The 18,444-nt window shown below is 72.1% G+C and carries 15 protein-coding genes and 1 pseudogene; 4 read left to right on the top strand and 12 right to left on the bottom strand.

The window, feature by feature from the left end; translation table 11 throughout:
• Window positions 1–32: 32 nt before the first annotated feature.
• From OG293_RS27800 to OG293_RS27765, 8 genes are all read right to left on the bottom strand, one after another.
• A complete protein-coding gene (locus OG293_RS27800) occupies window positions 33–758 on the bottom strand; it encodes a chaplin family protein (protein WP_406001514.1) in 726 nt (241 codons plus the stop codon).
• Between the two features lie 187 nt (window positions 759–945).
• Window positions 946–1,317, bottom strand: a complete 372-nt coding sequence (locus OG293_RS27795; protein WP_406001513.1) for a hypothetical protein — start codon at window positions 1,315–1,317, stop codon at window positions 946–948.
• 173 nt (window positions 1,318–1,490) lie between these two features.
• On the bottom strand, window positions 1,491–2,753 hold the full coding sequence (locus OG293_RS27790) for an SWIM zinc finger family protein (RefSeq protein ID WP_406001512.1): 1,263 nt from the start codon (window positions 2,751–2,753) through the stop codon (window positions 1,491–1,493).
• Window positions 2,750–5,524, bottom strand: coding sequence for a DEAD/DEAH box helicase (locus OG293_RS27785; protein ID WP_406003733.1), 2,775 nt, complete (start codon window positions 5,522–5,524; stop codon window positions 2,750–2,752). Before OG293_RS27785 ends, OG293_RS27790 begins: the two co-directional genes overlap by 4 nt.
• Window positions 5,525–5,656: 132 nt before the next feature.
• Window positions 5,657–7,114: a carboxylesterase/lipase family protein gene (locus OG293_RS27780; protein ID WP_406001511.1), complete on the bottom strand. Its 1,458-nt coding sequence runs from the start codon at window positions 7,112–7,114 to the stop codon at window positions 5,657–5,659.
• A 94-nt stretch (window positions 7,115–7,208) separates the two neighbouring features.
• Complete coding sequence (locus OG293_RS27775) at window positions 7,209–8,312, bottom strand: SPFH domain-containing protein (RefSeq protein WP_406001510.1); 1,104 nt, start codon at window positions 8,310–8,312, stop codon at window positions 7,209–7,211.
• Between the two features lie 245 nt (window positions 8,313–8,557).
• Complete coding sequence (locus OG293_RS27770) at window positions 8,558–9,022, bottom strand: DoxX family protein (protein WP_406001509.1); 465 nt, start codon at window positions 9,020–9,022, stop codon at window positions 8,558–8,560.
• A gap of 309 nt (window positions 9,023–9,331) precedes the next feature.
• Entirely contained in the window at window positions 9,332–10,249 is a 918-nt protein-coding gene (locus OG293_RS27765; RefSeq protein ID WP_406001508.1) for an acyltransferase domain-containing protein, read from the bottom strand.
• 69 nt (window positions 10,250–10,318) lie between these two features.
• On the opposite strand from OG293_RS27765, the gene OG293_RS27760 reads away from it, so the two are divergent.
• Window positions 10,319–10,600, top strand: coding sequence for a DUF6343 family protein (locus OG293_RS27760; RefSeq protein WP_406001507.1), 282 nt, complete (start codon window positions 10,319–10,321; stop codon window positions 10,598–10,600).
• Window positions 10,601–10,642: 42 nt separating this feature from the next.
• Here the strand turns inward: OG293_RS27760 and OG293_RS27755 are convergent, their stop codons facing one another.
• The 3 genes from OG293_RS27755 to OG293_RS27745 all read right to left on the bottom strand — a co-directional run bounded on the left by OG293_RS27755 (window position 10,643) and on the right by OG293_RS27745 (window position 12,769).
• Complete coding sequence (locus OG293_RS27755; protein WP_406001506.1) at window positions 10,643–11,011, bottom strand: tetratricopeptide repeat protein; 369 nt, start codon at window positions 11,009–11,011, stop codon at window positions 10,643–10,645.
• A gap of 148 nt (window positions 11,012–11,159) precedes the next feature.
• Window positions 11,160–11,774 (bottom strand): dephospho-CoA kinase, encoded by a 615-nt coding sequence (coaE, locus tag OG293_RS27750; RefSeq protein WP_406001505.1) that lies wholly within the window; start codon window positions 11,772–11,774, stop codon window positions 11,160–11,162.
• 56 nt (window positions 11,775–11,830) lie between these two features.
• On the bottom strand, window positions 11,831–12,769 hold the full coding sequence (locus tag OG293_RS27745; RefSeq protein WP_406001504.1) for a PAC2 family protein: 939 nt from the start codon (window positions 12,767–12,769) through the stop codon (window positions 11,831–11,833).
• Between the two features lie 123 nt (window positions 12,770–12,892).
• Between OG293_RS27745 and OG293_RS27740 the strand changes: the two are divergent.
• A pseudogene (locus OG293_RS27740) lies at window positions 12,893–13,105 on the top strand (sheath polysaccharide-degrading enzyme); the annotation flags it as partial.
• Between the two features lie 71 nt (window positions 13,106–13,176).
• Here OG293_RS27740 and rpsA read toward each other — a convergent pair.
• The gene (gene rpsA / locus OG293_RS27735) at window positions 13,177–14,679 is read right to left on the bottom strand and encodes a 30S ribosomal protein S1 (protein ID WP_406001503.1); all 1,503 of its coding nucleotides are present in this window, start codon (window positions 14,677–14,679) and stop codon (window positions 13,177–13,179) included.
• Between the two features lie 358 nt (window positions 14,680–15,037).
• Here rpsA and OG293_RS27730 point away from each other — a divergent pair, with 358 nt between their 5' ends.
• Entirely contained in the window at window positions 15,038–15,841 is an 804-nt protein-coding gene (locus OG293_RS27730) for a class I SAM-dependent methyltransferase (RefSeq protein ID WP_406003732.1), read from the top strand.
• A gap of 2 nt (window positions 15,842–15,843) precedes the next feature.
• Window positions 15,844–18,375 (top strand): ATP-dependent helicase HrpB, encoded by a 2,532-nt coding sequence (gene hrpB / locus OG293_RS27725; RefSeq protein ID WP_406003731.1) that lies wholly within the window; start codon window positions 15,844–15,846, stop codon window positions 18,373–18,375.
• Window positions 18,376–18,444: the final 69 nt, after the last annotated feature.

Here is an 18,444-nt window from a genome sequence, read left to right as displayed (position 1 = left end):
AAGTCTGGGGCCCGGCCGGACGATCCCGCGCCTCAGCGCTCCCCGGCCACCCGGGTGCGGCGGTAAAGAACAACGCCGCCGAGCAGCAGGGCCGCGCTCGCGGGCACGCCGTAGGCGATCGACCCGGCACCGGTGTGGGCGAGGGACACCTTGGTGCCGCCCACCTCGGAGCTGGGCGTCTCGGGAGCCGGCGCGGGGGCGTGAGTGCGCGGGTGGGGGTGCGTTGCCGCGGGCTTCGGCGGGGTGGAGGGCCGCGTACGGACGGGCGGCTTGCCGGGGGTGTTGGACGAGGAGTTGCCGACAGCGGGGTTGGCGATGCCTACGACGTTCACGGAGTTTCCGGTGACGTTGACCGGGAGGTCGACGGGGAGCTGTACCCCATTGCCGGAAAGGACACCGGGTGAATCCTTTGCGCCGCCCTCGGCTGTGGCGCCGCCGGACGAGTGCCCGTGGTGCGGGCCGCCGGATGTGTGCCCGTGGTGCGCGCCGGACGTGCGCCCGTGGTGCGGGCCGCCGTCCGAACGGTTGGCGCAGGTGTTTCCGGCTGCCGGGTTGAGCAGTCCGACGACGTTGACGGTGTTGCCGCACACGTTGAGCGGGACGTCCACCGGAAGCTGCACCGTGTTGCCGGCCAGCAGTCCGGGCGAATCGGCCGCACCGCCGTCCGCGTGGGAGTCGGCCTGCGCGTACCCCGCCATGGCGAGCACGCCGCCCGTGAGCATCACGGTGGCCAGACCCTTTCGGTGAACCTGCCTCATGGGTTCCTGCCTTCGGGAGAAGTTCGCGGGCAATCGCCCGCACCCGAATCAACGCCGGTGAAGCTTTCCGGTTATGGCACGTACGCCTTTCACCCCATCGAGTGCGCGGCTGTTCGAACCACCCGCTCCCACCTCGTACAGCCCGCCGGCTGCGCACCGCCGTGGCCCAGCGCGTGCGGCACAGGGTTCAGCCGTCCCAGATGCAGCCGTGACGGTGGCGGATCGGCGGGAAGTCGAGATCCTCGGTGGCCAGGGACGAAGCGCGCAGCTCCTTGTGCGCGCGCGTACAGAAGAGACGGAGCGCGGCGCGGGCGGACGCTTCGCGTTCGTCCTGGCCCGTGATGGGGGTTCTGCCGTGGGCCCGCGGATAGGTGTACGAGGCGAAGGCGCGGACCACCCGGCGCGGGACGGGTCGACGGCCGACGCGACGGGACTCCTCCAACTCCGCGGAGGGGTAACGGAGTTCCACGAGGGAATGCGCGGTCCACGGGCCGGTGGGGGGCGACCACCAGCTCGTGTCCCGGTGTTTGAGGGGAATGTGGTGAACAGTGCGGGACATGGCCGGACCTCTGCCGGCCCGCCGGTACTTCCGGCGTGGCCGAGCTAGAAGTCGGCCGCCGTGAATCGTCCCCGTCGCTTTGTGCGCATGGCCGAAGACTGACAGGCCGGGACAGGCACTGTCGAGCGGCCTGCGGTCTTCGGCGGGAGCGGCGGGCGGGTCAGCCCGGCGGCTCACCTCCCCAGCAGAGCGGTGAGCGCGCCCACCGGGTCGGCGTCGGGGGTGCCCCGGGGCCACCAGTCCTCACGGTCCGGGTCCGACTCGTAGCCGTACCAGAGGCCGTCGCGGCCGAATCTGAGCTGGAGCGAGCGGGTGGAGAGGTGGTTGCGCCAGGGACGGAAGTGCGGGAAGTCCGCGGCGATCAGGGCGGGACGGGCGCGGTCGAAGGGGCCCGCGGGCGGGTCCCAGGGCTCTTCCAGGACCGCGAGGGCCGCGCGGCCGCCCTGTCGCCAGGCGGCCACGGCACGCGCCAGGTCGGTGGGGGTGTGGTCGGTGGCGGCGGCGAGATCGCGGTAGAGGGCACGGGTGGACGCAGTCAGGCCCGAGCCGGGGTGAGCGGCGGCAAGCCGGACCGCGTCCTGCCACTGGGTGAGCCGGGCGGTGGGATCGGTACCGGTCGTCAGGAGGGTGTGGGCGCGGACGGCCGCCTCGGTGGCGAGAAGGTCCAGGCCCAGAGGGTCGGGGGAGCCCGGTGTGTGGGGGTAGGCCGGCGGGCGGCCGGGGTGTGCGGGAGCCGGGAACGGCGGCGGGAGCGCGGGCAGGGATCGGTCGGCCAGCGCCTCGCGGGCCAGGACCGTCGGCAGGGGCGTCGCGGTGGCCGTCCTGGTGCACTCGTCGGCCGACCGGGTCGCATTGCGGTGGGAGAGGTCGGCGAGGATCTCACGCTCGCCGCGTCCGCGCATCAGAAAGAGCACGAACGGATCCTCGTCGAGCAGCCGTGCCGTCTGATAGCAGAGCGCCGCGGCGTGCTTGCAGGGGAAGCCGTCGTCGGGGCAGGAGCAGTCGGGGATCAGATCACCGGGGGCGGGCAGCAGGTCGGCCGTGGCCGCCAGGGCGTGGGGCACGTCCTTGTCCAGCAGCGCCGCGATGTGCTCGGGGCGGGCGGCCGCCGCGGCCAGGAAGTCGTCCCAGTCGTCGTCGCCGAGCGTCCGGAGGCGGATCTCCGTGCGGTACGGGCGCGGTCGGGTGCCGTGGACGTACGCCATGACCCTGCCCGGTGTCACGGTGATCGCGTCGACATGGCCACGGCCCGCGTACGCCCGCCCCCGGGCGAGACGGGCCCCGTCCAGGGCTGTGTCCTCCAGCGCCTCCACCCAGGCGTTCCCCCACCAGCTGGACGCGAACTCCTCGCCGGCGAGCGGTTCGAGGGCGGGGAAGGTACGCCTGTGGTCGTCGTGGCGCGGATCGGTGGACCGGGCGGGGGAACGCGGTGTCATGACGGCCTCCGCAGCGAGACGAGGTCGGCCAGCTCACGGTCGGTCAGCTCGGTCAGCGCGGCCTCTCCCGAGCCGAGGACCGCATCGGCCAGCGCCCGCTTCGAGACGAGCATCTCGGCGATCCGGTCCTCCACCGTGCCCTCCGCGATCAGCCGGTGCACCTGCACGGGCTGCGTCTGGCCGATGCGGTAGGCCCGGTCCGTCGCCTGCTCCTCGACCGCCGGGTTCCACCAGCGGTCGAAGTGCACGACGTGGCCGGCCCTGGTCAGATTCAGTCCGGTGCCGGCTGCCTTGAGGGACAGGATGAAGACCGGGACCTCCCCGGACTGGAAGCGGTCCACCATCCGTTCGCGCTCGGGCACGGGTGTGCCGCCGTGGAGGAGCTGGGACGGGATCGCCCGGGACGTGAGATGCGCCGACAGGAGCCGGGCCATGGAGACGTACTGGGTGAAGATCAGGACCGAGCCGTCCTCGGACAGGATCGTCTCCACCAGCTCGTCGAGCAGGGCCAGTTTGCCGGAGCGGCCCGCCAGGCGGGCCCTGTCCTCCTTGAGGTACTGCGCCGGGTGGTTGCAGATTTGCTTCAGCGCGGTCAGCAGCTTCATCACCAGTCCGCGGCGCGCGATGCCCTCGGCCCCCGCGATCGCCGCCATCGCCTCCCTGACCACCGCTTCGTAGAGCGATGCCTGCTCGCGGGTGAGTGCGACGGGATGGTCGGACTCCGTCTTCGGCGGCAGCTCGGGCACGATCCCCGGGTCGGACTTCTTGCGGCGCAGAAGGAAGGGGCGGACGAGCCGGGACAGCCGCTCCACCGCGTCCTGGTCCTCTCCGTTCTCCACCAGGCGGGCGTGGCGGGAGCGAAAGGCCTTGAGCGGGCCGAGCAGGCCGGGAGTCGTCCAGTCGAGCAGAGCCCACAGCTCGGAGAGGTTGTTCTCCACGGGCGTGCCGGTCAGCGCGACCCGGGCGGGGGCGGGGATGGTGCGCAGCGCCTTGGCCGTCGCGGAGAACGGGTTCTTGACGTGCTGCGCCTCGTCGGCGACGACCATGCCCCAGATGTGTCCGGCCAGTCGTTCCGCGCTGGTGCGCATGGTGCCGTACGTGGTGAGGACGAATCCGCCGTCGCCCTCGGGCAGGGCCCGGTCCGCGCCGTGGAAGCGGCGCACCGGCACTCCGGGGGCGAAGCGGGCGATCTCCCGCTGCCAGTTGCCGAGCAACGAGGCCGGGCAGACGACGAGCGTGGGGGCCTCGCGGTCGCGGTGGAGGTGGAGGGCGATCACGGTGACCGTCTTGCCAAGGCCCATGTCGTCCGCGAGACAGCCGCCGAGCCCGAGCGAGGTCATCAGGTCGAGCCAGGCCAGACCCCGCAGCTGGTAGTCGCGCAGGGTGGCGGTGAGGCCGGGCGGCGCCGCGACGGGGGCCGAGGCGGCGGTGAGCCGGTCCCGCAGGCTCGCGAGTGCGCCGGTGGGCACCGCCTCCACCGTCTCGCCGTCCACCTCGGCGGTGCCGGTGAGTGCCACGGCCAGCGCGTCGACCGGTTGCAGGAGCCCCAGTTCCCGCTTGCGCGCCTTGCGTACGAGATCGGGGTCGACGACGACCCACTGGTCCCGCAGCCGCACGATCGGGCGGTGCGACTCGGCGAGCGCGTCCATCTCGCGCTCGGTCAGCGGGTCTCCGTCGAGTGCCAGCTGCCAGTTGAACTTCAGTAGTTCCTCGCTGTCGAAGAACGGTGTGCCGTCCGTCGCCGAGCCGGGAGCCGGGCGGACGACCGCGGCGGCCGAGAGCGTGCGTGCCAGCTCCTTCGGCCAGTGCACCGCGACCCCGGCCGCGGCGAGGCCGGTAGCGCCGGGTCCGAGCAGTTCGTACAGCTCGTCCTCGGTCAGCGGCAGCACATCGGGCACGTCCCGCTCCAGCAGCCGGGCGAGGGGCGGCCAGACTCTGGCGGCGCGGCGCAGCGCCAGCACCGCGTCGATCCGGGCGCGCGGTCCGAAGTGCTCGTCCGCCTCCCCCGCCCACAGCCGGGACGCGTCGGTGACGAGCGTCGGGTCGGCGAGGCTGTGCACCTGGACGAGTGCCGCGCCCGCGTTGCGCTCCGCGCCGTCCTCCTCCGCGATGTCGAACAGCTCGAACGCCGAGAGATCGAGGCGGAGCGAGACCCGCACGCCCGCGTCCATGCCCGCGGCGGCTTCCGCGGCCCACTCGCGGGCGCCGGGCAGATACTGGGCGGGGACGGCCGCGAACGGTGCCCCCGCGGCGTACGCGGCGGCGGGCGTGCGCGGCAGGGTGTCGGCAACCGCGTCGAAGAAGGACCGCACCAGCGCCTCGGGGTCGGGCAGCCGGGCGGGCCCCCGGCCGGGCACGGGGGTCGCATGCGCTTCGTACGGCATGGCGGCGGCGATGGCCCGCAGCTGGGCGATGTCGTCGGCGTCGAGGGGGCCCGCGCGCCAGGCGTCGTGGTCGGTGGCGGTCAGGCCGGGCAGCAGTCTGCCGCGCGCCGCCAGATGAAGGGCGTGCACGGCGGCGGCGCCCCAGCAGGCCGCGGCGGGGTGTGCTGCCGGGTCGTGGCGTGCCCGGGTCAGCAGGGGGAGTGCTTCGGTGACGGGGAGCAGCACGGCGGGCACGGTGCGGTTGCGGGCGCCGTTGCCGTGGCGGCGTACGACGGTGAGCTCGTCGGCGGCCTCCCGGAGCCGGCCGCCGTCGGGGTCCCAGAAGGCGACGCGCCCCTCGCGCGGCAGGGCTGCCGGGACGAAGACGGCGGCACAGGTGTGCAACAGGTCGCGCACAGCGGTCACCTCCCCTCCCGTCCGGTCGCGGCTGAAGTCTGGATCTCCGACCTTACGGGTGGGCTCTGACAATCGGCTCCGACCCAGCCCCGCATCGCCCCGGCACCCGCACCCACCAGGGCTTCAGCGCACGCCGTCCCAGAGCTCCCGTTCCGCCGGCCTGGGGTCGTCGACCGCCCCGGACTCCTCGTCGAAGATCATCGTCGTACGCGACCCGGCCGCTTCGTACCGGGACCAGCCGGGGTCCCCTGTCGTCGCGAACGCCACCCACGCACCATGCATCGCGTCCGCCACAGCCTGTGGCGGAGAGTGCCCGGTCAGCTGCGCGTAGCCGGGCTCGCGGGGGTTGTCGAAGACGTACGCCAGCTCCGAGCCGTGGCAGGCGCCGAGCCGCCCGCCGAAGGAGGGCGAGCGCAGGGCGAACTCGTACATGTACGAGCCGGGGACGGCCTCGGCCAGCCGGATCGCGGGAATCCGGTAGAACCAGTCCGTCGTCACGGCGTCGAGGATCTCCCCTGCAACAGCGCCCGGCCGCGCCTCGCGGTAGACCGGGAGCGCCTTGTCGGGATCGAGGCCGTACGCCTCGGCCACCGCCCGCAGCCTGGGCTCCGGCAGGACGTCCAGCCGGCCCGTGGGCACGAGGAACAGCCGGTACTCCTCCCGGTTGCTCCCGACGAGCAGGTCGACGCCGCAGTCGGGTTCCGGCAGCCGGAGTCCCTCGGTCACGGGCTCGAAGGGCATCATGTTGAGCGCGGCCTCGCCCCACAGGTCCGGATGCGGGCGCGCACCGATCTCGCCCCTCAGCTCGCCTTGGGAATCGAGCAGTTCGGGCAGCGGCACGGAGGCGAACGCCTCGTGCGTCGGCTCGGCGAGAGACAGTTTCTCCGCGAGCCGGGCCGTGATCAGCCGCGCCGACGCGGGGCGCAGGAAGTGATGTGCCCCGCCGCTCTGCAAAATCGCCCGCCGGAACAGCCCGCGTGCCTCCTCCATCGCCAGCAGGACGCCGATGCTCATCGCCCCGGCCGACTCGCCGCACACGGTCACCCGGTCGAGATCGCCGCCGAAGGCCGCGATGTTGTCGCGCACCCACGTGAGGGCCGCGATCTGGTCGAGCAGTCCGCGGTTGTCCGGGACCCCGTCCAGATGGAGGAAACCGGCAGCGCCCAGGCGGTAGTTGAGCGTCACGCACACCACGCCGTCGCGTGCGAAGGCGTCTCCGGCGTACGCGGGCGAGGATCCCGATCCGTTCGCGAACGCCCCGCCGTGCAGCCACACCAGGACGGGCAGTCCGCCGCCAGGCCCCGGCGACGGCGTCCAGACATTGAGGTTGAGGAAGTCGTCGCCGGGGATCGAGTCCTCGGGTATGAGGGCGTCGAAGGGTGGCGGGTAGGGGACCTTGGGTGCGGTCGGGCCATAGGTCACCGCGTCTCGTATGCCCTCCCACGGCCCGGGCGCGACGGGTGGCGCGAAGCGGGGCGCCGCCGCGTACGGGATGCCCAGGAAGGCCGCCGCCCCCGAGGCGGTGAGGCGGCCGCGGACCGCGCCCTGGCGGGTGGTGCAGACCGGTTCTCGCTGCGTCACGCGTCAGGCTCCTTCGGCCGGGGAAGGCGTCCGTCGACGGCGGCGCCGCGACGACTCCTACCCCGGCCGGACCCGCCCCGCACCCGCCGGAGCCTCAGGCGGCGGGCGGCAGTGGCAGCTGCTGGACGGGCGGCGGGTCCGGCGTGGGAGCCGTAGACCTGGGCGGCGCTGCCGCGGGGTCCACGGAGCCGGGCGGCTCGGCGGTGCCGTCGGGCGCCGCGGTGCCCTCGGACGGCACGGTGCCCTCGGACGGCACGGTGCCCTCGGACGGCACGGTGCCCTCGGACGGCACGGACTCGATGGACGGCTGCCCGTCGGACCCGGCCGACTCGATGGAGGGCTGCTCCGCGGCCCGCAGCTCGGGCTGCTCGCCGGATGCCACCTCGGGCGGTGCGGGATGCCCGGACGCGCGCCGGTCCGCGGACTGGTCGGGTCCGGGCTGCTGGGCGCGCTCAAGGAAGCGCAGCAGCTCCACCGGGAAGGGCAGCACCAGCGTGGAGTTCTTCTCCGCCGCCACCGCGACGACGGTCTGGAGCAGCCGCAGTTGGAGCGCGGCGGGCTGCTTGGACATCTCACCCGCGGCCTCGGCCAGCTTCTTGGAGGCCTGGAGCTCGGCGTCGGCGTTGATGACCCGGGCCCGGCGCTCACGGTCCGCCTCGGCCTGCCGCGCCATCGAGCGCTTCATTGCTTCGGGCAGCGACACGTCCTTGATCTCCACACGGTCGATCTGCACCCCCCACCCCATGGCGGGGCTGTCGATCATCAACTCCAGCCCCTGGTTGAGCTTTTCGCGGTTGGAGAGCAGATCGTCCAGATCGCTCTTGCCGATGATCGACCGCAGCGAGGTCTGCGCCATCTGCGAGACCGCGAAACGGTAGTCCTCGACCTGCACGACCGCGTCGGAGGCGTCGACGACCTTGAAATAGATCACCGCGTCCACGCGCACCGTCACGTTGTCCCGGGTGATCCCGTCCTGCGCGGGCACAGGCATCGTCACGATCTGCATATTGACCTTGCGCAGCCGGTCCACGATCGGAACGATCATGGTGAACCCCGGGCTGCGCACCTGCCTGCGCAGCCGGCCGAGGCGGAAGACCACGCCCCGTTCGTACTGCTTGACGACCTTGGCCGCCGCCATCACGTACACCGCGCCGGCGGACAAGGCCGCTACGCCCGCAATCACCAGGTCCTCGACCATGAGGGCACCCCCTATCGTCCGAACCGGATGCCAAATACCACGGTATGTCTGGTATACCCACCTGGTCGAGCCTCTAGCCTTCACCCCGGGCCGCCCGCGCCTCGCCCCCGATCCCCTGTTCCCGGACCGTCCGCGCCCAGGGAACGGGGGAAGGCCGCACCCTGACGACACGGGTGTGGCCCTTCCCGTCCGGATTCCGGGCCGCGCGGTGCCCCGTGGGTCCAGGGACCTTCTTCGCAGGACGATCACTCAGACGTGCCCTGGACGCGCTTACGGACCAGGGCGACGAGCTCCGCCGTGTGATCGCGGCGCACCCAGGCGATCCCGCCGAAGAGGAGGAAGAGGATCACGGGTGTGATCGCGTACTGCCCGTCGAACACCGTCACCTGAGTGATGAAGGCGCCGATCATCAGACCCATGAGGGCGAGCGCCGAAAGTCCGGAGAGAACCGGGATCACCAGGGCGATCGCGCCGGCCAGCTCCAGACCGCCCGTCAGGTACATGAACCAGTCGCCGAAACCGATCTTGTCGAAGGACTCCGCGGCGGAGGAGTGGCCGATCAGCTTGGGCGCGGCGCTCGGGATGGCCATGAACAGCGCGAGCACGATCTGGAGCGTGCGCACGGCGAGGTGCGAGCGGCGGCTCAGAGTGGATCCGTTTGCGGTTTCCGCTGCGGCGTGGGCGGTGGTGGCGGCGGTCGTGACGGACATGATGATCTCCTCCGGTAAGCGTTCCCCAGTGCTTTCGAGAGGTAGACCGGAAGGCGCCCCGGGAGTCATCGCTCACATGGCCCCGACTTCAAGAACGTCAACATCCCCGGGGCGAGGGGGCTTTGGGCACCGCCGGGGCGAGGGCGCTTGGGGCGCCGCCCTGACCCAGGTGCCGCCGTCCGTCGGACAGGCGTCCACGGCCGGACCGCCGCGGGAGAGCCCCCGCGAGTGTGCCTGCTCATGTCCCCGTGAACGAGGGAGAGTTGGCGGCCGTTCCCGGGCAGCCTGCCGAACCCGCCGCCGGTCGGCTCAGAGTGCCAGCCAGCCGTGTCCGCAGTACCAGTGGCGGCCCGCCAGCAGATGGTCGCCGATCGCCCGCTCCAGCGTGGTGCGGCGCGGCAGTGCTTCGGGTGCCAGCCGCTGATCGCCGAACACGAAGCCGACCGGCACGGCGTCGTCGGCCTCCTCCATCTCGTACGCGGTCCGGAAGCGGTCCTGGAAGCGGATGATGTTGGAGTCCTTCGGCAGATACTCGGCGAGCTGCCGGTCGAGAAGCCAGGAGTGGCAGACGGCGACGCGGTACGGCTCCTCGGGGAAATGGCGTGCGAAGAACTGCCTGGCGCGGGCGAAGGACCGGTCGCACGCCCCGGGAGTGACCGGCCCGAGGAAGTCGGGGATGTGCACATCGAGGGCGGGGTCCTCGGGCCCGAGCGGAAGCCCGGCCGCCCGTACGGCCCGGCCGGTACGGGCGCCGAGCCGGGAGCGCTGGAACTGCAACCGTCCCAGCTGGTAGATCTCGCCGCGGAAGTGCAGCCCGAGCCAGCCCGGTATCGGCAGACCGCTCGTGCCGTGGCGCCTGCGGTGAACGGCCATGTGGCGGCCGAGGTCGGCGAGCGTGCGGCGCGAGACGACGTCCGGCACCTCGCGCTCGCGGTGGTACGCCCGCACGCCCGGCAGCGCCGCGACAAGGACGTACACCGGGAACAGCCGGCCCATCGCGCCGGAGCCCTCGGGCATCCGCGGCAGTTCTCCCCCGCCGCCGGGCCGGCCCATGTCCTGGACGAGCCTCTGGACACCCGCCTCCAGCAGCCGGCGCAGCCCGGGGTCCCTGGACACCCGGCCCCGCAGCGCCAGGAGTTCATTGATGTCCTCGTGCGGCACGGCCAGATCCAGCAGCGCCTCGGCCAGCTCGTCCGTCTCCGGCAGCTCCACCCACGGCGGTCTCACCCTGAGCCCCCTTCGTCGGGTCAGTTGTACCGGCTGCGGGTGCATCCTGGGAGTAGGAGATGCGACGCCATGCGTACTGGGAGTGAACCGACGACCGCGCGCAGTCCACTGCGGCTGCGGTTCTGGCTGAGTCTGTGGGGCCTGGTCTGGGCCGCCGGGGGCACGGCGCTCTTCACCCTCGCCGAGCGCCCCGGCTGGGCAGCGGCATGCGGCGTACTGCTGCTGATCACCTCGGTCGACCTGCTCATGGTCGTCCACCACATCCACCAGGGTCCGCACTGGCAGCCCGGCCCGGACATCCCGCCCTACGAACCCGACCACGGGAACCGCGGCCCGCGGCCGGGCCACTGAGGCCACGAGAGCCAGGGCCGCGGCCGGCCGGGCGGACGGGTGTCACGCCTCAGCGTCGAAGCGTGCCGCCTTCAGATACTCCGGCTTCGGGTCCAGCGCCGCCGCCAGGCGGAAATGGCGCGTGGCCTGCTCGGGGCGGCCGGATCGCTCGAAGGTGCGGGCCAGTGCGAAGTGGGCGAAGGCATTGTCCGGCTCACGCTCCAGGACAAGTTCGAACTCGATCTCGGCCGGGCGCAGTTGGGCCGCGGCGAAAAAGGCGCGGGCCCGCAGCAGGCGGGCCGCGGTGTTCTCCGGGTGGGCGGCGATCACCGAGTCCAGCAGTTTGACGGCGCCGCGCGGGTCCCGGGCGGCCAGCAACTGCTCTGCCGCGCGGTAGTCGATGACGTGCGTCTCCGGGTTGTTCTTGGGCACGGTCGCATCCTTCCCCTCGCTGAAGGGTTCCAACACCGCCTCGGGGGACGGTATTCCGATCGGACGACCGCGCCGCCCGGCCTTCCGGTCTCCCGCAGGCCGTGCGTCCGGTGTGTCCGTGCGGAGGCCGCCGCCTTGCGGACACTCCCTACCGCGCGCCTCGCGCCGCCTCGGCCCGCTCGGTGAGCTCCGCCCAGACCGTGCGGACCTGCGGCTCCAGCTGCTCCATCGGTCCGTCGTTGTCGATGACCAGATCGGCGATCTTCCGCCGCTGCTCACGGGTGGCCTGCGCGGCCATCCGCGCTCGTGCCTCCGACTCGGGCATGCCCCGCAGCCGCACGAGCCGGTCCAGCTGCGTTTCGGGCGAGGCATCGACGACGACCACGAGGTCGTAGAGCCCGGCGAGGTTGTTCTCCGTGAGCAGCGGTACGTCATGGACCACGACCGCGTCCCGTCCGGCAGTCGCTTCCAGCTCCATCGACCGGGCCCCGACGAGCGGGTGGACAATGGCGTTGAGCGTCGCCAGACGGTCGGCTTCGGCGAAGACGACCGACCCGAGCTTCGGCCGGTCCAGTGTGCCCTCAGGGGTGAGGATCTCCGGGCCGAAGGCCTCCACCACGGCCGCGAGCCCGGGCGTCCCGGGCTCCACCACCTCCCGGGCGATCTTGTCGGCGTCGATCAGGACGGCTCCGTACGACGCGAGGAGACGGGAGACTTCGCTCTTGCCGGCACCGATTCCACCGGTCAGACCCACCTTCAGCATGAGCCGCAGCCTACGCGAGCCCGCACGGACGCCCTCTGGGACCCATCCTCCCGCTCCTAGGACCCGTCCTCCCGCTCCGCGAGAAAGCGCTCGAATTCGCGGCCGATCTCGTCGGCGGACGGCAGGTCCACCGCCTCGGCGACCAGACTGCCCCTGGTCTCCGCGCCCGCCACCGCGTCGTACTGGTGCTCAAGGCCCCGTACGAGCGCCACCAGCTCCTCGTCGCCCTCGCCGATCTGCCGATCGATCTCGGTCTGGGTGCGGTGCGCTTCGGTGCGCAGCGAGTGGGCGACGCCCGGCAGCACCAGGCCCGTGGCCGCCGTGATCGCCTCCAGGGCCGTCAGTGCCGCGTCCGGGTAGGAGGAGCGGGCGACATAGTGGGGCACGTGTGCGGCCACGCCCAGGACATCGTGGCCGGACCCCATCAGGCGGTACTCGACCAGCGACTCGGCGCTGCCCGGCACCTGCGCCTCGTCGAAGGGGCTGCGGTGGCCAGGCATGAGGTCCGTGCGGTTGCCGTGCGGGGTGAGGCCGACGGGGCGGGTGTGCGGGACACCCATCGGGATGCCGTGGAAGTTGACGGCGAGCCGCACGCCGAGTCGCTCGACGATCTGGCCGACAGCTGCCGCGAAGCGCTCCCACTCCACATCCGGCTCAGGACCCGACAGCAGCAGGAACGGCGCGCCCGTGGCGTCCTGGACGAGCCGGACGTCCAGGCTCGGGGTCTCGTACGCGGTCCAGCGGTCGCGGCGGAAGGTCAGCAGCGGGCGGCGGGCACGGTAGTCCACCAGCCTGTCGTGGTCGAAGCGGGCCACCACCTGGTGGGGCAGCGTGTCCAGAAGATTGCCGACGATCTGCTCGCCGGTCTCGCCCGCGTCGATGTATCCGTCGAAGTGGTACAGCATGACCAGGCCGGCCGACTCCTGCGCGAGCGCCGTGTCGACGACCGCGAGGCCCTTCGGCTCCCATTCGTACAAACTCTGCGGATCAAGCACGATTACCGCTCCTCCTCGTGTTCCTCTGGAAGAACGCCTGGTGGCGGCCGGGCATTCCCGCGGCGCGCGATGAACACCGCGAAAGCGAAGCCCAGTTCACGGCTCAGCTCGCGGCCCGGCTCCGGCGTCATCAGGAACTCGCGGATCTACGACACCGTCAACGACGGCAGCGGCATGGGCGAGGGCGTCTACGTCGGCAGCGCCGGCGGGACCTCCGACAGAAGCGACAACGTGCAGATCATCGGCAACGCGGTCGGCCCGGACGTCGGTGGCGAGGCCGTCGACATCAAGGAGGGCACCACCGGCGCGAAGATCATCGGCAATACCTTCGACGGAGAATGCGGTAAGGCCCGCCCCCCAGGGGGAGCGGGCCTTACTTTCAGCTGGTCACCAGCCGGGGCAGAGCGTCAGCTCTGGCCGCCGGCCAGCTTCTCGCGCAGGGCAGCCAGGGCCTCGTCCGACGCCAGGGCGCCGGAGTTGTCGTCCGACTCCGAGGAGTACGAACCGCCCGAGACACCCGCCGGGGCACCACCGGCCGGGGCGGCAGCGCCCTCGGCGGCAGCGGCCTCGTCGGCCTCGCGGGACTTGATGACCTGGGCCTGGTGCTGCTCGAAGCGGGTCTGCGCCTCGGCGTACTGGGTCTCCCACGCCTCGCGCTGCGTCTCGAAGCCCGACAGCCAGTCGTTGGTCTCCGGGTCGAAGCCCTCGGGGTAGATGTAGTTCCCCTGGTCGTCGTACGACGCGGCCATGCCGTACAGCGTCGGGTCGAACTCGACCGAGGCCGGGTCGGCACCGAAGGACTCGTTGGCCTGCTTCAGCGAGAGGCTGATGCGACGACGCTCGAGGTCGATGTCGATGACCTTGACGAAGATCTCGTCGTTGACCTGGACGACCTGCTCGGGGATCTCCACGTGGCGCTCGGCCAGCTCGGAGATGTGGACCAGGCCCTCGATGCCCTCGTCGACGCGCACGAACGCACCGAACGGAACGAGCTTGGTGACCTTACCCGGGACGACCTGACCGATCTGGTGGGTCCGGGCGAACTGCTGCCACGGGTCTTCCTGCGTCGCCTTGAGCGACAGCGAGACGCGCTCGCGGTCCATGTCGACGTCGAGAACCTCGACGGTGACTTCCTGGCCGACCTCGACAACCTCGGAGGGGTGGTCGATGTGCTTCCAGGAGAGCTCGGAGACGTGGACGAGACCGTCGACGCCACCCAGGTCCACGAAGGCACCGAAGTTGACGATCGAGGAAACGACGCCGGAGCGGACCTGACCCTTCTGCAGGGTGGTGAGGAACGTCTGGCGGACCTCGGACTGGGTCTGCTCCAGCCAGGCACGGCGGGACAGGACCACGTTGTTGCGGTTCTTGTCCAGCTCGATGATCTTCGCCTCGAGCTCCTTGCCCACGTAGGGCTGGAGGTCGCGGACGCGGCGCATCTCGACGAGGGAGGCCGGCAGGAAGCCACGGAGGCCGATGTCGAGGATGAGACCACCCTTGACGACCTCGATGACGGTACCGGTGACGATGCCGTCCTCTTCCTTGATCTTCTCGATGGTGCCCCAGGCACGCTCGTACTGGGCGCGCTTCTTCGAGAGGATCAGGCGGCCTTCCTTGTCCTCCTTCTGGAGAACAAGGGCCTCGATCTCGTCGCCGACCTTGACGACCTCGTTCGGGTCGACGTCGTGCTTGATCGAGAGCTCGCGGCTCGGGATGACACCTTCGGTCTTGTAACCGATGTCGAGCAGGACCTCGTCCCGGTCGACCTTCACGATGACGCCGTCGACGATGTCGCCGTCGTTGAAGTACTTGATCGTCTCGTCGATCGCGGCGAGGAAGGCTTCCTCGTTACCGATGTCGTTGACCGCAACCTGCGGGGTGGTGGCGGTGGTCTCGGTGCTGCTCGTCATGTGGGAAAGGGCTCCGGTTACGGACAGAAGGTCGTAGGTACTGCTACGCCGGGAGCCCGTATCGCAGCTGCAGAAGACCGGACAGCCTTGGAAGCGCCGCTCCCGTGAAGGGGTGGCGCCTCGTGAACCGAGGGGACATACATACAGATGCGAGCGCGACCTGCTCCGTCTGAGGCGCGCAGGCCCGCAGCGCAACTTGTAGCATACGGGGGCAGCCGGACAGGGTCAATGCGCGAAGGCGCACACCCGGGGCGGAACGCCCCATACCCGGCACAACTAATGTTTGCCGAGGCCACCATGGCCGCCATTGTTCGCGCTGAACTGGTCGCGCTGAACGCAAACTACAACGACGGTGACGATGTTCCAAGATTTCGAACCGGAAGCGACTCGCCGTAACACCGGCGACTCGGAGAGCAGCCGCGCCAGCCGGGGCTGGTGGGACCGGAACGCCGACGAGTACCAGAGCGAGCACGGAGCCTTCCTCGGCGACGACCGTTTCGTCTGGGGCCCGGAGGGACTCGACGAGGCGGACGCCGCGCTGCTGGGCCCGGCCGGCTCGCTGAAAGGCCTCGACGTCCTGGAGATCGGCGCCGGCGCGGCGCAGTGCTCGCGCTGGCTGGCCGCCCAGGGCGCACGCCCGGTGGCGCTCGACCTCTCCCACCGCCAGCTCCAGCACGCGCTCCGTATCGGCGACGACGTCCCGCTGGTCGAGGCGGACGCCGGGGCGCTCCCCTTCCGCGACGGCTCCTTCGACCTCGCCTGCTCGGCATATGGAGCGGTCCCCTTCGTCGCGGACCCCGTGAACGTCTTCCGCGAGGTGCGGCGGGTGCTGCGGCCCGGCGGGCGCTGGGTCTTCTCGGTCACCCACCCCGTCCGCTGGGCCTTCCCCGACGAGCCGGGACCGGAGGGCCTGACGGTGTCCGCCTCCTACTTCGACCGCACTCCTTATGTGGAGCAGGACGAACAGGGGCGCGCGGTGTACGTGGAGCACCACCGGACGGTCGGAGACCGGGTACGGGACGTGGCGGCGGGCGGTTTCCGGCTGGTGGACCTGGTGGAGCCCGAGTGGCCCGCGTGGAACAGCCAGGAGTGGGGCGGCTGGTCCCCGCTGCGCGGGCATCTGATCCCGGGCACCGCGATCTTCGTATGCGTACGGGACTGACCTTGCCGCGGACCGGGGCGCTGGACGCCCTTCCGGTACGGGAGGCCGTACCCGCGCTGATACGGGCGCTGGACACGCACGGCACGGCTGTCCTGTGCGCACCGCCGGGCACGGGCAAGACGACGCTGGTCCCGCTGGTTCTGGCGGGACTGGTCGGCGGCGGGCCCGCGCGCCGGGTGGTCGTCGCCGAACCACGCCGGATCGCGGCGCGGGCCGCGGCGCGGCGGATGGCGTGGCTGCTGGGCGAGGAGCCGGGCGCGTCGGTGGGCTTCACCGTGCGCGGCGAGCGGGCCGTCGGCGCCTCCACCCGGGTCGAGGTGGTCACCACGGGCGTGCTGCTGCAACGGCTCCAGCGCGACCAGGAGCTCGCCGGGGTCGACGCGGTGATCATCGACGAGTGCCATGAGCGGCATCTGGACGCGGACACCGTGGCGGCCTTCCTGGTGGATGTACGGACCGCGCTGCGGCCGGAACTGCGGCTCGTGGCGGCGTCGGCTACCACGGACGCACAGGGCTGGGCCCGGCTGCTCGGGGACGCGCCGGTGGTGGAGGCCGCCGGGGTCGCGCATCCGGTGGAGGTGGTGTGGGCGCCTCCGGCCCGGCCGGTGCGGCCACCGCACGGGATGCGGGTGGATCCGGCGCTGCTGACGCATGTGGCGTCCGTGGTGCGGCGCGCGCTGGCCGAGCGTGCGGGAGATGTGCTGTGTTTCCTGCCCGGTGTCGGCGAGATCGGCCGGGTGGCCGGAGCGCTGAGCGGTGTGGGCGCCGAGGTGCTCCAGGTCCACGGGCGCGCGCCCGCCGCTGTGCAGGACGCGGTGCTCTCCGGGGGATCCGGGCGCCGGGTGGTGCTCGCGACATCGGTGGCCGAGTCCTCGCTGACCGTCCCCGGTGTACGGGTCGTGGTGGACTCGGGGCTGGCGCGGGAGCCGAGGACCGATCACGCACGGGGGCTGAGCGCGCTGACGACGGTGCGCGCCTCGCAGGCGGCGGCCCGGCAGCGGGCCGGGCGCGCCGGGCGCGAGGCTCCTGGCGCCGTGTACCGCTGCTGGTCCGAGGCCGAGGACGCGCGGCTGCCGCGCTTCCCGTCTCCGGAGATCAAGGTGGCGGACCTGGCGGCGTTCGCCCTTCAGACTGCCTGCTGGGGCGATCCGTCCGCCGAGGGCCTGGCGCTGCTGGATGCGCCTCCGGCGGGCGCACTGGCGGCGGCGCGGTCGGTGCTGACCGCGATCGGCGCGGTCGGGGCGGACGGCCGGGCGACCGAGCGCGGGGCGCGCATGTCCCGGCTGGGCGTCCACCCCCGGCTGGCTCGGGCGCTCCTCGACGGCGCGCGGAAGGTGGGCGCGCGCCGGGCGTCCGAGGTGGTGGCTCTGCTCAGTGAGGAGCCGCCGAGGGAGTACGGAGACGATCTGGCTGCGGCCTTGCGTACGGCTCGCAGGGGCGGGGACGCTTACGCGGGCCGCTGGAGGGCAGAGGCGGGCCGGCTGGCGTCTTCCCTGTCCGGCTCCCGGCGCCCGGAGCGTGACGGGCCGCGCGCTTCGCACGAGGGGGCCGACGACGCCGTCGCCGGGCTCGTCGCCGCGCTCGCCTTCCCCGAGCGGGTCGCCAGGGCCCGCGGCGAGGGGGCGTTCCTGATGGCCTCGGGAACCGGTGCCGAACTCACCGGCGGTTCCGGACTGCGCAGCGCGCCCTGGCTCGCGGTCGCCGTCGCCGACCGCCCCGCGCATGCCGCGTCCGCGCGGGTGCGGCTCGCCGCCGTGATCGACGAGGACACGGCACGTACCGCCGCCGCGCATCTGCTGACCTCGGGCGAGGAGGTGCATTGGGAGAACGGCGATGTCGTCGCCCGCGCTGCGGAGCGGCTCGGTGCCGTCGAGCTGTCCGGGCGCGCGCTGAGGAACCCCGACCCCGCTCTTGTACGTGAAGCCCTCCTCGACGGGCTGCGGCGCGAGGGGCCTGCTCTGCTGCGCTGGACGCGGGAGGCCGAGGACCTGCGCCGGCGGCTCGCCTTTCTGCACCGGGAGAGCGGCGCGCCCTGGCCCGATGTGTCGGACGCGGCGCTGCTGGACCGTGCCGAGGAATGGCTGGAGCCGGAGCTTTCCCGGGCCCGGCGGCGGGCCGATCTGGGTCGTATCCCTGCGGGCCAGGCACTCTCGCGGCTGCTGCCGTGGGCGAGCGGGGACGCGGCCCGGCTCGACGAGCTCGCCCCGGAGCGCATCGAGGTGCCGAGCGGTTCGCGCGTGCGGGTCGAGTACGGCGGAGAGCAGCCTGTCCTGGCGGTCAAGCTCCAGGAGCTGTTCGGTCTGCGCGAGACGCCGACGGTCTCGGGCGTTCCGGTGCTGGTGCATCTGCTGTCGCCCGCGGGGCGGCCCGCGGCGGTCACCGCGGATCTGGCGTCGTTCTGGAAGGACGGATACCGCTCCGTACGGGCCGAGTTGCGCGGCCGCTACCCCAAGCACCCCTGGCCGGAGGATCCTTCGACGGCGGAGCCTACGCGGTACACCAAGGCGCGGTCCGGCCGGGAATCGAGCGCCTGACGCGGCCATGGGTCATATGGCGGTGTTTGGTGTGAGGTATCTGGCGTGAGCGCGAAGCATCAGGCATCA

This window comes from Streptomyces sp. NBC_00829 (assembly GCF_045161795.1).
Lineage (GTDB): Bacteria > Actinomycetota > Actinomycetes > Streptomycetales > Streptomycetaceae > Streptomyces.
Note: the sequence above shows the minus strand (reverse complement) of the source record. Positions and strands in the feature narration are given on the sequence as shown.

Excerpts from the sequence above, each read along its gene's own strand:
- OG293_RS27800 (WP_406001514.1), bottom strand. The coding sequence starts at position 758 with ATGAGGCAGGTTCACCGAAAGGGTCTGGCCACCGTGATGCTCACGGGC.
- OG293_RS27795 (WP_406001513.1), bottom strand. The coding sequence starts at position 1,317 with ATGTCCCGCACTGTTCACCACATTCCCCTCAAACACCGGGACACGAGC.
- rpsA (WP_406001503.1), bottom strand. The coding sequence starts at position 14,679 with ATGACGAGCAGCACCGAGACCACCGCCACCACCCCGCAGGTTGCGGTC.
- OG293_RS27730 (WP_406003732.1), top strand. The coding sequence starts at position 15,038 with ATGTTCCAAGATTTCGAACCGGAAGCGACTCGCCGTAACACCGGCGAC.
- OG293_RS27770 (WP_406001509.1), bottom strand. The coding sequence starts at position 9,022 with ATGTCCGTCACGACCGCCGCCACCACCGCCCACGCCGCAGCGGAAACC.
- OG293_RS27775 (WP_406001510.1), bottom strand. The coding sequence starts at position 8,312 with ATGGTCGAGGACCTGGTGATTGCGGGCGTAGCGGCCTTGTCCGCCGGC.
- OG293_RS27760 (WP_406001507.1), top strand. The coding sequence starts at position 10,319 with ATGCGTACTGGGAGTGAACCGACGACCGCGCGCAGTCCACTGCGGCTG.
- coaE (WP_406001505.1), bottom strand. The coding sequence starts at position 11,774 with ATGCTGAAGGTGGGTCTGACCGGTGGAATCGGTGCCGGCAAGAGCGAA.
- OG293_RS27790 (WP_406001512.1), bottom strand. The coding sequence starts at position 2,753 with ATGACACCGCGTTCCCCCGCCCGGTCCACCGATCCGCGCCACGACGAC.